We start from the raw sequence: 12583 nt of genomic DNA, 5'->3' as shown, positions 1-12583 counted from the left end.
GCCTTTTCCGGATAGTGATAACGAATATCAGGTAATTATCCGGCAGCGTCAATCGGCTACGCTTTCCTCACTGACAACAGATCCGAATCACTGAAAAAAGGAAACGCATCATGACTTCATCCAAACAGAAAGTCGCGCTGGTCACCGGCGCATCACGGGGTATTGGCGCCGCCATCGCAGAGCGTCTGGCGCACGACGGTTTTACCGTGATTGTGAACTACTCACGCGGTGCGGCAGAAGCCGACGCGGTGGTCAGCAAAATTGAACAGGCAGGCGGAAAAGCCATCAGCGCGCAGGCGGATGTCAGCGACGCGGCGGCGGTCGACCGGATGTTTGCCAGCGCGGAACAGGCGTTTGGCGGCGTGGATGTGCTGGTGAATAATGCGGGTATTATGACGCTTTCCGCCATTGCCGAAACCGACGATGCAGCATTCGACCGCCTTATCGATATCAACCTGAAAGGCACTTTCAACACGCTGCGTGAAGCAGCGAAACATCTGCACGACGGCGGACGTATCATCAATTTCTCATCGACCGTGGTCGGGTTATATCAGCCGACTTATGGCGTGTATGCCGCGACCAAAGCGGCTGTCGAGGCGCTGAGCCGCGTGCTCACCAAGGAAATGCGCGGCCGTCAGATAACCGTCAATACTGTTGCGCCCGGCCCGACAGCAACGGATTTATTCCTCAACGGTAAATCGGATCAACTGGTGGAAACCATCGCCAAAACCTCGCCGCTCGAGCGCCTCGGTCAGCCGGAAGATATCGCCTCCGTCGTCGCCTTCCTCGCCGGTCCCGACGGTGCCTGGGTCAACGGCCAGACGCTGAAGGCGAATGGCGGGATTATTTAATCGGCTATGATCACGCGTATTGCGCTTCGCCGTTGCCGAAGGACCAGTTTTCTTTCGGCACTTCCACCAGGCTGATGAACACATCTTCCAGACGTAACCCGACTTTTTCATGCAGCCCGTAAGCGACGGCGTGATAGAACGCCTTTTTCATTTCCAGTGTACGGCCGGTGTTGAGCGTTACCTGAATCACAATGCAGTTCGGGCTGCGCTGGATATTCAGATAATCAGGGGAAATCATCATTTCTGCCGGAGAGTGTTCGGAGATGACAATAAACTTGTCGTTTTCCGGCGCATTAAGAGCTGAGCGCAGCGCGTCATAGATCACTTCGCCGACGGTTTTGCGGTAGGTTTCGGGTTTTCCTTCGACCATATCAATACGTACAAAAGGCATTTTATTCTCCTCATTATTTTCTGTAGGGCGCGCATCTCTTAGGATGCGGCCTTTCAGGTATGCAACACGAGGAGGAGAGTTGTCGAGTGTTTTTTTGTACCCGCCGGTAAGCCGCCCTACGCCGCAGCGGCTTTGCGTCTGAACATCTCCAGCCAGGCCGGACGGCAGAACATCACCAGATTACCGAGCAGGATCAGCGCCAGCCCGATAACCGCATTGGCATGCCATTGATAATTTTCATAAAATGTGGAAACCGTCAGTGCGACCAGCGGGAACAGCAGCGTACTGTAGGCCGCCTGACTGGCACCGATGCGGCCGACCAGCGTGAAGTAAATGCCGAAAGCCAGTACCGAACCAAAAACGGAAAGATAGACCAGCGAGCCGAGATATTGCGGCGTCAGGTCGATGGCGAAGGAAGCGCCCTGCATCAGGCTCAGCGCGCCCATGACGGCTGTACCGTAAAACATCGCGTAGGTATTGGTGGAAAGCACATCCAGCCCGTGACGCTGATGGCGTGAGCTGATCATGTTGCCGAGTGAGAAACCGTAAGTGCCGAGCAGGCTGAGGCCGATGCCTTTGAGCAATTCCGGTGCGATATGCGCGGCGCTGAGGTCATGCCAGAAAAGCGTGATAATACCTGCCAGCCCGAGAACCGACGCCGGGATCACTGCCGGAGCCAGTTTCTGACGGAAAAACAGCATGCCGTTGAACGCGTTGAACAGCACGGCCATCGAGAAAATCACCGATTCCAGCCCGCTGGTGATGTAGGCTGCGGCGTGATAGAAGCAGTAAAAATTGAAGCAAAAAACGCAGCAACCCTGAACCAGGCAGAAAAGATGATCTTTCAGCGCCAGACGACGCAACCGGCGTGTCGCCAGCAATGCCACCAGCATGATCACCGCAGCCAGCAGGAAACGGTAGAAAACCGACACAGTGACCGGCACGTCGCCCTGTTGCAGATAAATCGCAAACCAGGTGGTACCCCAGATCAGGATCACCAAAATATAAAGCAGTGCGTTCATAGAATTCTCTCACTCAGACAGTAATGACTGAGGACATTCTGCGGTAACGGCAGACCGCTGGCTTTCAACGTTTTGCGCTGAGTTGCATATTCTTGCGCATTTTTTCAGTCACCCGCACAGCAAGATCTGGCACCGGGGCGGGGGAAAACCGTAAAATGGGCGTCATCTTTCCTCCACACGGGTACGCCATGACTAAGGTCTATCAGGCTTTCGAAACGCTGCGTCAGCACAAAGCGGTTCTGCATGACAGTGTGGAACTGGGTTCCGGCATTCAGCTGGCGGCGTGGTCGAACAAAAATGACATCGTGAATCAGGAAAGCGCTGATCACCATACGCTGAGCCTGTACGTTGCCGACGGCTACGAGTGTTATCACAAAACCCGCAGCGGCTGGCGTAACGGCGGCGGGCCGGATCGTTTTTGTCTGATGCCGAAAGGCAGTATGTCGAGCTGGGATGTGCGCGACGATTTGTCGTTTGTGCATCTGTATTGCTCCGACGAACACCTGCGACATCTGGTGGAACAAACCTGGGATCGCAGCCCGGCGGCGATTGAGCTGGAAGAACGTACATTCGGAGAAGATCCGCAAATTACGCTGTTGTATCGCCACTTTTTGCTCAGCAGCCAGTGGCAGGAAAACAGCAATCAGCTGATGCTCAGCAGCGCCGCCAATCTGCTGATGGCGCATCTGGTGAAACATTACACCCATCTGCAATGGGCGCTGCCAACGGTACGCGGCGGGCTGGCACCGCATATGCTCAACCGCGTAAAAGATTATATTCACACGCATCTCGGGCAGCCTTTATTACTGCCGGAACTTGCCGCGCTGGCAGAACTCAGCGAATTCCACTTCGCCCGCATGTTTAAACAAAGCATGGGGCTGGCACCGCATCAGTACGTGATGAATGCCCGGCTGATCCGCGCGGAAAACTTGCTGAAAACCAGTCAGATGGATATCACGTCCATTGCGCTGGAATGCGGATTCAGCTCCGCCAGCCATTTCAGTAACCGTTTCAAATCCGTGCGTGGCATAACGCCGACGGCACTGCGCGGCGGCATTATCGTCTGATTTTTATTTCCCGCTAAAACCTCTCTTCCGGTCAGCACAATTGTGGTGCTAAGTTAATGGTAATTCACCTTATTCAGGAAAAACCATGCAGACCTGTGCTCCTGTTATCGAAACCGAACGTCTGATTTTACGTGGCCATCATGTTGATGATTTTGAAGATATTGCCGCGCAATGGGCCGATCCGGCGGTTGTGAAATACATCGGTGGCACGCCTTCGGGTCGTGAAGCCAGCTGGAGTCGTCTGCTGCGGTATCCGGGCCACTGGCAGATGCTCGGTTTCGGTTACTGGATTGTGTTCGAAAAAACGGCGGGTGCAGAAGGCGCGTTTGTTGGCGAAATTGGTCTGGCGGATTATCAGCGCGATATCACCCCTTCGCTCAAAGGCATGGCGGAAATGGGCTGGGTCGTTTCTCCGGCATTTCACGGCAAAGGCTACGCCTTTGAAGCGGCGCAGGCAGTGCTGAAATGGGCCGGTACACACGTCGATCGTCAGCTATGCTGCATTATTGCACCGGAGCATCAGGCCTCGGTTCGTCTGGCGGAAAAATGTGGTTTCGTGGCAAAAACGGATACCACTTATCACGGCTCAGCCACGCGGATCTTTATTCGTCCGTCGTGACCGGCTATTCGTGTACCACGTTAACAGGGGAAATCATGCTAAAGATTTTGGGTAAATCACCGTCGATCAATGTGCGTAAAGTGTTGTGGACCTGTCAGGAGCTGGGGCTGGATTTCGAACAGGAACAATTCGGTTCGGGTTTTCAGTCTGTCCAGACTGCGGAATTTAAAGCACTGAACCCGAATGCGATGGTGCCGGTAGTGCTCGATGGCGAATTTGTACTGTGGGAATCCAACGTGATTTGCCGGTATCTGGCGGCGCGGGAAGGGCGCGAAGATTTGCTGTCATCTGACCCGAAACGTCGTGCGCTGACCGAACAGTGGATGGACTGGCAATCCGGTGAGCTGAATAATTCCTGGCGTTATGCGTTTCCGGCGCTGGCGCGCAACAGTCCGCAGCATCAGGATCCGGCACTGATTGATGCCGGTGTCAGCGAGTGGAACCGTCATATGCAGATACTGGAGGAACAACTTCAGCGCAGCGGCGATTATGTGCTGGGGGATAATTTTACGCTGGCGGATATTCCCATCGGGCTGGCAGTGAACCGCTGGTCGATGACACCCATGTCCCGTCCGGCGTTACCGGCAGTGACGGCGTATTATGACCGCCTGAATCAGCGCGAAGGTTTCAGGCTGTATGGCCGAAACGGCCTTGTCTAATCCCCGTCATCCTTCACGCTGCAAGCAGCGTTCCAATCTGCTCCCTGCAGATTGGTCATTCACCCCGGTCACTTACTTATGTAAGCTCCCGGGGATTCATTCAGTTGCCGCCTTGAAGCAACTGAATGATTTAGGGGAGTGTTTAATATTTAACAGACACCGGGTTTATTTAAAATCAACCTGCATCAGTTCGCTGATAGATTGTCCACGGGTTGAGGAAACACATTTATCAATATAACTGTTAAAGGCAGCAGGTTTTGGAATGCCCATATCTAATAAACGAGAATTATCAAACTTCACGTTTAACTGAGCAAAACCGCCATAAAGTTTAATGGCACGTAAAATAATTTTATCATTACACGGGCCGAGCACATCTTTAAATTGTTTGCGGATGCCGGTAAATTCCTGATAACTGGTTTGTTCATATTCACTGATAATGCGTGAAGTATTATTGGCTTTTGCCACCGAGGTATCTATTTCATGGAATGGCGTACACATCTCTTCGCCGGAAGAAATATGATAAAAGTTATGGCTGAGGTCTTTGGCGAGACACAGTTTTACCAGCACCATCGCGCAATAGTCCACCGGAATAACATCCACCTGATCGTCGAGCGTGCAGGTGAATTTCTTCAGTTTAATCGCCATCATGAACACCCAGAAGATGCTGCTTGAAGGCTGGCAGCCATGCTGCGTGTGACCGACGATAATCGACGGTCGTGCAACCACGAACGGCAGCGACGGGCATTCGGCGCGGACAAGATTCTCAATCGCCCGCTTGGAAGCCGTATACTGCACCAGATCTTCGTTCTGCTCGTTGTCCGGCATGCCTTCGTAGAAGACGCTGTCTTTATCCGGCATCGATGCCATCGCCGTACCGACATGCACAAATCGCTGCAAGCCTTTTACCTGCATCATACGTTTGGCGAAGGCCAGTGAACCTTCGACATTCACACGCCACATGGCCGGATTATGACCAAACGAGGCGATGGCGGCGCAGTTAATAACGTGCGTGACATTATCTAAACGCGCGTCATGAATAAAACTTTCCGGATCGGCCAGATCGCCGGTCAATATTGATTGCTCAGTTAGCGGAGAAAGCTGAGTATCATTTAATTCAAACTTCTTCAAATTATCGATAATTCTGGCGAGTCCCGTCGCATTATCGTCAGCCCTGACTAAGAGTAATAATGCATTATTGGTGGTGAGTTGCTGGCGCAGAAAATATTCAACGACAGCTCCGCCAACAAAACCAGTGGCACCGGTTATTAAAATAGTATTCATATCAGAAGACCTGCAACGGGAAATTACCGGCACAGTATCACCTCTATTCTAAACGGAACGTATACCGTTTTTTGCCTTGAATAAACGAAGCGTAAACAGCACGAAAAGCTTAAGTTAAAGAAAAAGTTCCGAAGACATAAAAATTTATTAACTGGCATGCTTTATTTACAGTAAGAAATAATTAGCGGACATAAATTAATTATTTAAGTTAAATTTAATCAGGGTGCCATAAAAACCCGGCGGGCGTTGACGGTGAAAAGCAGCGGTAAAAAGTGATAACGTATGTGCATAAAGTATCCACTCCATCGCCACTACGTTAAACTGTACCCTTGAGAACAGTAAGCGATAAGGATCAGAAAGGATGACGCGAACGGCGTGTCTGGTGTGTAATGCAGGGAATATTGCGCAGGTCATTCCCTCATGCGCTGAAATAAGGTACAAGGCTGCATGAAAATCCCAAATAGAATCCAACCTCTGGTGGATGACGGCCTGATTGATGATGTGGTCCGTCGACTGAAAAGTGGCAAAGAAGCCGATGTTTACACCGTTTTATGCGGTGAAGAGATCCGCTGCGCCAAAGTGTATAAAGAAGCGACACAACGTAGCTTCAAGCAGGCCGTGCAGTATCAGGAAGGCCGTAAAGTCCGTAACACCCGCAACGCGCGTGCGATGCAAAAGGGGTCAAAGTTCGGGCGTAAACAGCAGGAAGAATCCTGGCAGACAGCTGAAGTGGATGCGCTGTTCCGTCTGGCGAATGCCGGTGTGCGCGTGCCGCAGCCTTACATTTGTCTGGACGGCGTGCTGCTGATGGAGCTTATCACCGACGCTGACGGCGTAGTCGCGCCGCGTCTGAGTGACGTCATCCTGACTGAAGAAGAAGCGGTAGCCGATTTCGACACCATGATCCGCAACATCGTGCGCATGCTGTGCGCCGGTATCGTTCACGGTGACTTGTCAGAGTTTAACGTGTTGATGGACGCTGAAGGGCCGGTGATTATCGACCTGCCGCAGGCCGTGGACGCCGCTGCCAATAACCACGCTGAATCGATGTTCGAGCGCGATGTGAATAACATGACCGAGTACTACGGGCAGTTTGCACCGCAGTTGCTGGAAACGCGCTTTGCCAAAGAAATCTGGGCATTGTACGAAGACGGCAAACTGACACCGGAAACTATTCTGACCGGATTGTTCACCGAAGATACGCACAAAGCCGATGTGGATTCGCTGCTCGATGAAATCACTGCCGCTGAAGATGAGTATTACGATCGTCAGCGGGCAATGAAAGAAAGAGACCTCGATCACTAAGGTCGCGTTGTACTTGTTTGTATTTTTTCTATTCCGGCATCACCGCATGTCTCCCGCAAAAACCGGCGTTCTGCAAAATATGCTGGCCGGTTTCTGAAAGAATAAATTCTGCCAGCGGTTTCCCTTTCTCCGTGCAGGTCGCGAGCGCGTATCTGGCCCGCACGTTGTAATCCGCCGGAATGTTGTAGACTTCCAGCGCATCATTTTCCCGCAACAGCGTGGCATAACTGGTGTAGCCGATAAAAACATCGGCCTGACCGCTGCAAATCAGCCATTCTGCCGCCAGTTTGCCTGCCGGAATTTTGGCCGATTTTTCACCGCCCACCAGACGCAGCGCCTTGTTGCGTAAAATAGCCCCGGCATCGGGATGTCGCCTTTCGATCTGCTCAAACATTTGCCAGGTGTAATCACCGGAAGGATCGCTTTGCGGCGTCGATGTCGCCAGCCGAAAACGGGGATCAAGTAATACGCTCAGCCAGTTGAGTTTCTCCAGTTCCGGCCCTTTTCGGGCGGTGACACACAGGCTGTTGCCGCAAAATGCTTCCACGTCCAGCGCCTTACCGTGCTGCTGCAAGGTCAGCGGATGCGCGGTATTGGCCGAGGCAAACAGATCGACCTTTTCCCCTTGTTCGATACGTTCGCGCAACAGCCCGGCGGGGCCGAATTCCACGTCGACTTTGCTGTCGGTTTCTTCCGTAAAGGCATCGCACAGCGGCGCCCATGCGCGGCGTAAACTCCCTGCCGCCAGCACTTTAATCGTATTTGTCATCAGGTCTCCTTGTCACATTGCCTCAACGTAAAGCGCCGGAGACGAGGCTATTTCCCCGCGCGCGCCGCGTCTGCCGCGGGTTTAAAATCCGTCCGGTAGAAGCGCTGGTACCAGGCATCAGCCTGTTTTTGCATATCGATGTCAGCGAATTTTTGCGGGTAGAGTTTTTTCGCCATCCACAGTTCGCCGATCGCCATCGCTTCAGGCATCGGATAGCCCCAGGCTTTGGCGTATTCCGGCATCAGATAAACGCGGTGATTTTTGACCGCATCAATACCCTGCCATTTCGGATCACCGGTGATCTGCCCGACCACTTCCGGATACCGGTCCTGCACGAAGATCACCTGCGGGTTCCAGGCGATCACCTGTTCCAGCGCGACCTGCTTAAACCCTTTCACTGTGGCTGCCGCAACGTTCATCGCACCGGCATGCGCCATCATCAGGCCGGTATATTTGCCGGAACCGTAAGTGGTCAGATCGGGATTTGCCATATACGTGCGGATCCGCTGATTGGCCGGAATATCTTTCAGCCGCTCGCCAGTTAACTGACGCTGAGAAAAAGTATAGTCGATCAACGCCTGTGCCTGTTTCTGGTGATTGACCACGTCGCCAATCAGCGCGATGCCTTTCTTCAGCCCTTCGGTGTACGCCTCATCTTCATCCGGCAGCACCGGGTTCATCATATGTTCTTCGCCTTTCGGATCATCCCGCAATGAAACCGCCACGACGGCGATCCCGGCCTGGCTGATCTGGTCGATCATTTCCTGTGGCGCATAGTTGGTGACGAACACCACTTGCGGATGAAGCGCCACCACGCTTTCCAGATTTACGCTGGTCAGGTCGCCGACCACCGGCGTTTTCGCCAGCTCCGGCGCAAGACGCACATAACCGCTGCCCAGTTGTCGCTGCCAGTTGTTCAGCACGCCGACAATATCTTTGGTGGCATCCAGCTGAACCAGCAGATTAAGGGTCTGATGTTGCAAAACGACGACGCGATCCACCTGATCGGGAATCGTGACCTGACGGCCAAGCTGATCGGTTATCTGGCGTGTGGCAAAAGCGCAAGGGGAAGCCAGGCTCAGGGCAAGCCCGAGCAAGGCAACGGCAGGCAAAAATCGGGATGAAAATAGACGCATGGATAAATCCTCTGGTTTCGTTATGCAAAGGATTATATAGCGTTGATGCGGAACTGAATATGACGGGCGACAAATGGCCGGTTATTTACGCCCGTCGAGCAACATACGCATAGCCAGCCCGCCCAGCACTGCACCCATAAACCAGCGCTGGATGACCATCCACAATGGTCGTCCGGCCAGGAAGACGGCAATGTAACCGGCCGAAAGGGCAATGAGCGCGTTGACCGTCGCACTGATCAGAATTTGCGAGCTGCCCAGAATCAGCGACTGCGTCAGCACATGCCCTTGTTCCGGCACGATAAACTGCGGTAACAGCGTCAGATATAACACCGCCGCTTTCGGGTTCAGCAGATTAGTGACCAGCCCCATGGTGAACAGCTTTTTATTGCTGTCGCGGGGTAAATCCCTGACCTGAAACGGCGAGCGTCCGCCGGGTTTCACCGCCTGCCACGCCATATACAGCAGATATGCAGCGCCGCCGATGCGCAGGGCGTCATAAGCGAAGGGCACCGCCATCAGCAGCGCGGTAATGCCGAGCGCAGCAAACAACATGTAAAACAGGAAGCCCAGCACTACGCCGCCGAGGGAAATCAGTCCGGCTTTCGGCCCCTGACAGAGTGAGCGTGAAATCAGGTAAATCATGTTCGGGCCGGGCGTTAATACCAGCCCGAGACAAATCAGCAGAAAGGGCAACCAATGGGCGGCATCGGGCATGGAAATCTCCGGCAAAATTTAGAAAGTTGAAGCACACAGATCTAGAGTGTTTTACGCTATTTTAGCAAGTGGCAGGTTGTCATTTTTTATTCATCGATTCCGATGCATTCTATGAAGACAGCTTTTGTTCCTTCCGACTGAAAACTCAGGATTTATCATGACCAACACTATGATGTCCCCGCGTCTGGCGGTTGCCAGTCAGATTGCGGCGCAGGCCGCCAGACTGGCGCTGGACTTTTTTCACCGCCGGGACACTATCGAAATCAGCAGTAAGCGTACGCAGGATTTCGTTTCAGAAGCCGATCTGGCGGTTGAGCAGTTTATCCGCACCCGGCTGGCAGAGCATTTTCCGCAGGATGCGGTGATCGGCGAAGAGATGGGCGGCATTCTGACCGACGCGCCGTGCTGGGTGATTGATCCTATCGACGGCACCTCGAATTTCCTGCGCGGTTCGCCGCTGTGGGGCGTGTCGCTCGGCCTGGTGGAAAATAAACAGCCGGTGATCGGCATTGTGGCGCTGCCGGTTTTAAACGACCTGTTTGCAGCAGAATCCGGAAAGGGGATTTTCCTCAACGACAAACCCTTCCGTCGCGATGATCGTTTTGAAGATGTACAGATTGTGTCGCTGGGCGACAGTGCGGACGACAAGCTGGACGAAGCCTCGGCCTTTTATCAGGGGATCCGCGCGGCTGACTGGTCAGTACATTGTTATCGCTGTACCACGGTCGGCATGGTGTTTGCGGCAAAAGGCATTATCGACGGCCATCTGCAACGGCGCACCACGCTGTGGGATATCGCTGGCGGCGCGGTGCTGTGTCAGGAGGCCGGGCTGGAAACGGTGGTGAAATTCGCGAAGACAGCGGACGGCAGCGACAATTTCCGACACATGTCGGTGGCGGCCGGTACGGCGAATTTGTTGTCGGCAGTCATCCCGTTATGGCCCGCTTTTGAACCGAAGTGAGCCAAAGTGAGTCGCGCTGAGTGCTCTCTCTCTTTATGAGAGAGCACATCTTTGCAATGCGTGGCAGATCATGTTTTTAAGGCGGGCCGGTAACATGAAAAATTCGTCCGGTAACCCTAAAATTACATTACGAAAGACAGCGCTTAACAAAATGAAATATAGTTTCATTTTCCCTAAAGTTCCCTTCATTCCGGCCGTTATGAGTGTTTCCTGTCACTGACTTTCCGATGTGCCCAGATGAAAAAGATCACCAACCTTTCCATACTTGCCCGTTTGCTGGGTGCATTCGCACTCGTCCTGAGCCTGCTGTTGATTCTGGCGGCGATGTCGGCCTGGCTGCTCAACAGCAGTAATCAGCAGATTGAAAACTACCGTGCCTACCGGCTTCCCGGCGTGCAGTATCCGCTGGTGATGCGCGGCACGCTGGCGGAATTACGCCTGCAACAGGTGCAATATATCGCCTCGCCAGAGGGGGCGCCGCGCGACGGCCACCGGGTCGAAATCCTTCAGGCGGTTGCCACTTTTAAAGACGCGGAAAATGCGTATCTGAAGCTGGACAGCGGCGGCAGTCAGTCAGACCTGTTTAAGCAAATCGTCGCTAATTTTGAGCAGTTTTCGCTGGCGAATAATGATGTGATTGCGGCGGTTGAACGCAACGACATTGCGCAGGCCACGAAAATCAGTGGCGATAACTCACGGAAATATCGCACACAGTTAATGGCGGATCTGGCAACGCTGGTCAAAAACGAGCTGACCAACAGTGAGAAGGCTGCAGCGGATGCGCGCAGCAGCTATCACACGGCCAGCGCGATGTTTTTAGTGCTGGTCGGCGTGGCGTTTATTCTTTCACTGACGATGGCGCTGCTGCTGGCGCACCATCTGGTGAAACAACTGGGCGGTGAACCGGCTTATGCCGCCTCTATTATGCGTGAAATCGCTGCCGGTAATCTGGCGGCAAAAATCACGCTGAAACCGGGTGATGACGGCAGTTTGCTGGCTTCGCTGAACGGCATGAACCAGCAACTGAATAAAACCATTCATCAGATTATGGAAGGCAGTGAATCCATCAATCATGCCGCCAGTGAGATTGAACAGGGCAATGTGGATTTATCACAGCGCACCGAAGAACAGGCGGCCTCGCTGGTGCAGACCAGTTCCAATATGCAAAACCTGACCGCGACCGTCAGCCAGAACGCTGAGAACGCCCGGCAGGCCAGCCAGCTGGCGCTGGAAACCTCGAAAACGGCGTCTCAGGGCGGCGTGATTGTTACGGGGATGCAGGCACATATGCGTGATGTTTCCGGCAGTTCGAATGAAATTATCAATATCATCAGCGTGATTGAAGGCATTGCCTTCCAGACCAACCTGCTGGCGCTGAACGCCGCCGTGGAAGCGGCGCGTGCCGGTACGCAGGGTAAAGGGTTTGCGGTGGTGGCGAGTGAGGTGCGGGTGCTGGCGCAAAAAAGCGGGCAGGCGGCGAAAGAAATTAAAGATCTGATTCAGGGCACCGTCAGCAAAATTGCCGAAGGGTCATTGCAGGCTGATCGCGCCAGTAAAGCCATGAATGAGATTGTCAGCTCGGTGAATAAGGTGGCTGAAATTGTCAGAGAAATCTCGACAGCAAGTTCTGAGCAGCACACCGGTATTCACGAAGTGGGGATTGCCGTTGACCAGATGGACAGGGTGACGCAGCAGAACGCCGCGCTGGTGGAACAGGCAGCGGCAGCGGCGCAATCCCTGACGGAACAAAGTGTTGAGCTACGCAACGCCGTGCGATTTTTCCGCACGGCGACGGCCTGAGCCGGGGG

General features: G+C 53.5%; 13 protein-coding genes. 7 read left to right on the top strand and 6 right to left on the bottom strand.

Annotation, left to right across the window (positions count from 1 at the left end):
* Positions 1–110 precede the first annotated feature (110 nt).
* Positions 111–851 (top strand): SDR family oxidoreductase, encoded by a 741-nt coding sequence (locus AACU55_RS24290; RefSeq protein ID WP_134706283.1) that lies wholly within the window; start codon positions 111–113, stop codon positions 849–851.
* Between the two features lie 10 nt (positions 852–861).
* On the opposite strand, the gene AACU55_RS24285 is transcribed toward AACU55_RS24290, so the two are convergent.
* Entirely contained in the window at positions 862–1242 is a 381-nt protein-coding gene (locus tag AACU55_RS24285; RefSeq protein ID WP_134706282.1) for a tautomerase family protein, read from the bottom strand.
* 116 nt (positions 1243–1358) lie between these two features.
* Complete coding sequence (locus AACU55_RS24280; RefSeq protein WP_013577327.1) at positions 1359–2264, bottom strand: DMT family transporter; 906 nt, start codon at positions 2262–2264, stop codon at positions 1359–1361.
* Between the two features lie 188 nt (positions 2265–2452).
* Between AACU55_RS24280 and AACU55_RS24275 the strand changes: the two genes are divergently transcribed.
* From AACU55_RS24275 to AACU55_RS24265, 3 genes are all read left to right on the top strand, one after another.
* Positions 2453–3331, top strand: coding sequence for an AraC family transcriptional regulator (locus AACU55_RS24275; RefSeq protein ID WP_162906083.1), 879 nt, complete (start codon positions 2453–2455; stop codon positions 3329–3331).
* An 85-nt stretch (positions 3332–3416) separates the two neighbouring features.
* Positions 3417–3950, top strand: a complete 534-nt coding sequence (locus AACU55_RS24270) for a GNAT family N-acetyltransferase (protein WP_037034985.1) — start codon at positions 3417–3419, stop codon at positions 3948–3950.
* A 35-nt stretch (positions 3951–3985) separates the two neighbouring features.
* Positions 3986–4609, top strand: a complete 624-nt coding sequence (locus AACU55_RS24265) for a glutathione S-transferase family protein (protein WP_112151068.1) — start codon at positions 3986–3988, stop codon at positions 4607–4609.
* 165 nt (positions 4610–4774) lie between these two features.
* Here the strand turns inward: AACU55_RS24265 and AACU55_RS24260 are convergent, their stop codons facing one another.
* Entirely contained in the window at positions 4775–5890 is a 1116-nt protein-coding gene (locus tag AACU55_RS24260; protein WP_134706280.1) for an SDR family oxidoreductase, read from the bottom strand.
* Between the two features lie 447 nt (positions 5891–6337).
* Between AACU55_RS24260 and AACU55_RS24255 the strand changes: the two genes are divergently transcribed.
* On the top strand, positions 6338–7195 hold the full coding sequence (locus AACU55_RS24255; RefSeq protein WP_013577322.1) for a PA4780 family RIO1-like protein kinase: 858 nt from the start codon (positions 6338–6340) through the stop codon (positions 7193–7195).
* Between the two features lie 28 nt (positions 7196–7223).
* Here AACU55_RS24255 and AACU55_RS24250 read toward each other — a convergent pair whose 3' ends face one another.
* The 3 genes from AACU55_RS24250 to AACU55_RS24240 all read right to left on the bottom strand — a co-directional run bounded on the left by AACU55_RS24250 (position 7224) and on the right by AACU55_RS24240 (position 9814).
* Complete coding sequence (locus tag AACU55_RS24250; RefSeq protein ID WP_037034990.1) at positions 7224–7964, bottom strand: molybdate ABC transporter substrate-binding protein; 741 nt, start codon at positions 7962–7964, stop codon at positions 7224–7226.
* A gap of 47 nt (positions 7965–8011) precedes the next feature.
* Positions 8012–9100 carry an ABC transporter substrate-binding protein gene (locus AACU55_RS24245; protein WP_037034992.1) on the bottom strand — a complete coding sequence of 363 codons (1089 nt, stop codon included), beginning with the start codon at positions 9098–9100 and terminating at the stop codon, positions 8012–8014.
* 81 nt (positions 9101–9181) lie between these two features.
* Complete coding sequence (locus AACU55_RS24240) at positions 9182–9814, bottom strand: LysE family translocator (protein WP_013577319.1); 633 nt, start codon at positions 9812–9814, stop codon at positions 9182–9184.
* A gap of 157 nt (positions 9815–9971) precedes the next feature.
* Here AACU55_RS24240 and AACU55_RS24235 point away from each other — a divergent pair, with 157 nt between their 5' ends.
* Together AACU55_RS24235 and AACU55_RS24230 are read left to right on the top strand one after the other, a co-directional pair.
* The gene (locus tag AACU55_RS24235; protein WP_037034993.1) at positions 9972–10775 is read left to right on the top strand and encodes an inositol monophosphatase family protein; all 804 of its coding nucleotides are present in this window, start codon (positions 9972–9974) and stop codon (positions 10773–10775) included.
* A gap of 237 nt (positions 10776–11012) precedes the next feature.
* Positions 11013–12575, top strand: a complete 1563-nt coding sequence (locus tag AACU55_RS24230; RefSeq protein ID WP_037034994.1) for a methyl-accepting chemotaxis protein — start codon at positions 11013–11015, stop codon at positions 12573–12575.
* Positions 12576–12583: the final 8 nt, after the last annotated feature.

This window comes from Rahnella sp. CJA17(1/100) (assembly GCF_963881615.1).
GTDB lineage: Bacteria > Pseudomonadota > Gammaproteobacteria > Enterobacterales > Enterobacteriaceae > Rahnella > Rahnella aceris.
The sequence above is the reverse complement of the archived record's forward strand: the minus strand, read 5'-3'. Positions and strand labels throughout refer to the sequence as shown.

What these genes read in the sequence shown, in the direction of transcription:
- AACU55_RS24290 (WP_134706283.1), top strand. Translation starts at nt 111, where the DNA reads ATGACTTCATCCAAACAGAAAGTCGCGCTGGTCACCGGCGCATCACGG.
- AACU55_RS24285 (WP_134706282.1), bottom strand. Translation starts at nt 1,242, where the DNA reads ATGCCTTTTGTACGTATTGATATGGTCGAAGGAAAACCCGAAACCTAC.
- AACU55_RS24280 (WP_013577327.1), bottom strand. Translation starts at nt 2,264, where the DNA reads ATGAACGCACTGCTTTATATTTTGGTGATCCTGATCTGGGGTACCACC.
- AACU55_RS24275 (WP_162906083.1), top strand. Translation starts at nt 2,453, where the DNA reads ATGACTAAGGTCTATCAGGCTTTCGAAACGCTGCGTCAGCACAAAGCG.
- AACU55_RS24270 (WP_037034985.1), top strand. Translation starts at nt 3,417, where the DNA reads ATGCAGACCTGTGCTCCTGTTATCGAAACCGAACGTCTGATTTTACGT.
- AACU55_RS24265 (WP_112151068.1), top strand. Translation starts at nt 3,986, where the DNA reads ATGCTAAAGATTTTGGGTAAATCACCGTCGATCAATGTGCGTAAAGTG.
- AACU55_RS24260 (WP_134706280.1), bottom strand. Translation starts at nt 5,890, where the DNA reads ATGAATACTATTTTAATAACCGGTGCCACTGGTTTTGTTGGCGGAGCT.
- AACU55_RS24255 (WP_013577322.1), top strand. Translation starts at nt 6,338, where the DNA reads ATGAAAATCCCAAATAGAATCCAACCTCTGGTGGATGACGGCCTGATT.
- AACU55_RS24250 (WP_037034990.1), bottom strand. Translation starts at nt 7,964, where the DNA reads ATGACAAATACGATTAAAGTGCTGGCGGCAGGGAGTTTACGCCGCGCA.
- AACU55_RS24245 (WP_037034992.1), bottom strand. Translation starts at nt 9,100, where the DNA reads ATGCGTCTATTTTCATCCCGATTTTTGCCTGCCGTTGCCTTGCTCGGG.
- AACU55_RS24240 (WP_013577319.1), bottom strand. Translation starts at nt 9,814, where the DNA reads ATGCCCGATGCCGCCCATTGGTTGCCCTTTCTGCTGATTTGTCTCGGG.
- AACU55_RS24235 (WP_037034993.1), top strand. Translation starts at nt 9,972, where the DNA reads ATGACCAACACTATGATGTCCCCGCGTCTGGCGGTTGCCAGTCAGATT.
- AACU55_RS24230 (WP_037034994.1), top strand. Translation starts at nt 11,013, where the DNA reads ATGAAAAAGATCACCAACCTTTCCATACTTGCCCGTTTGCTGGGTGCA.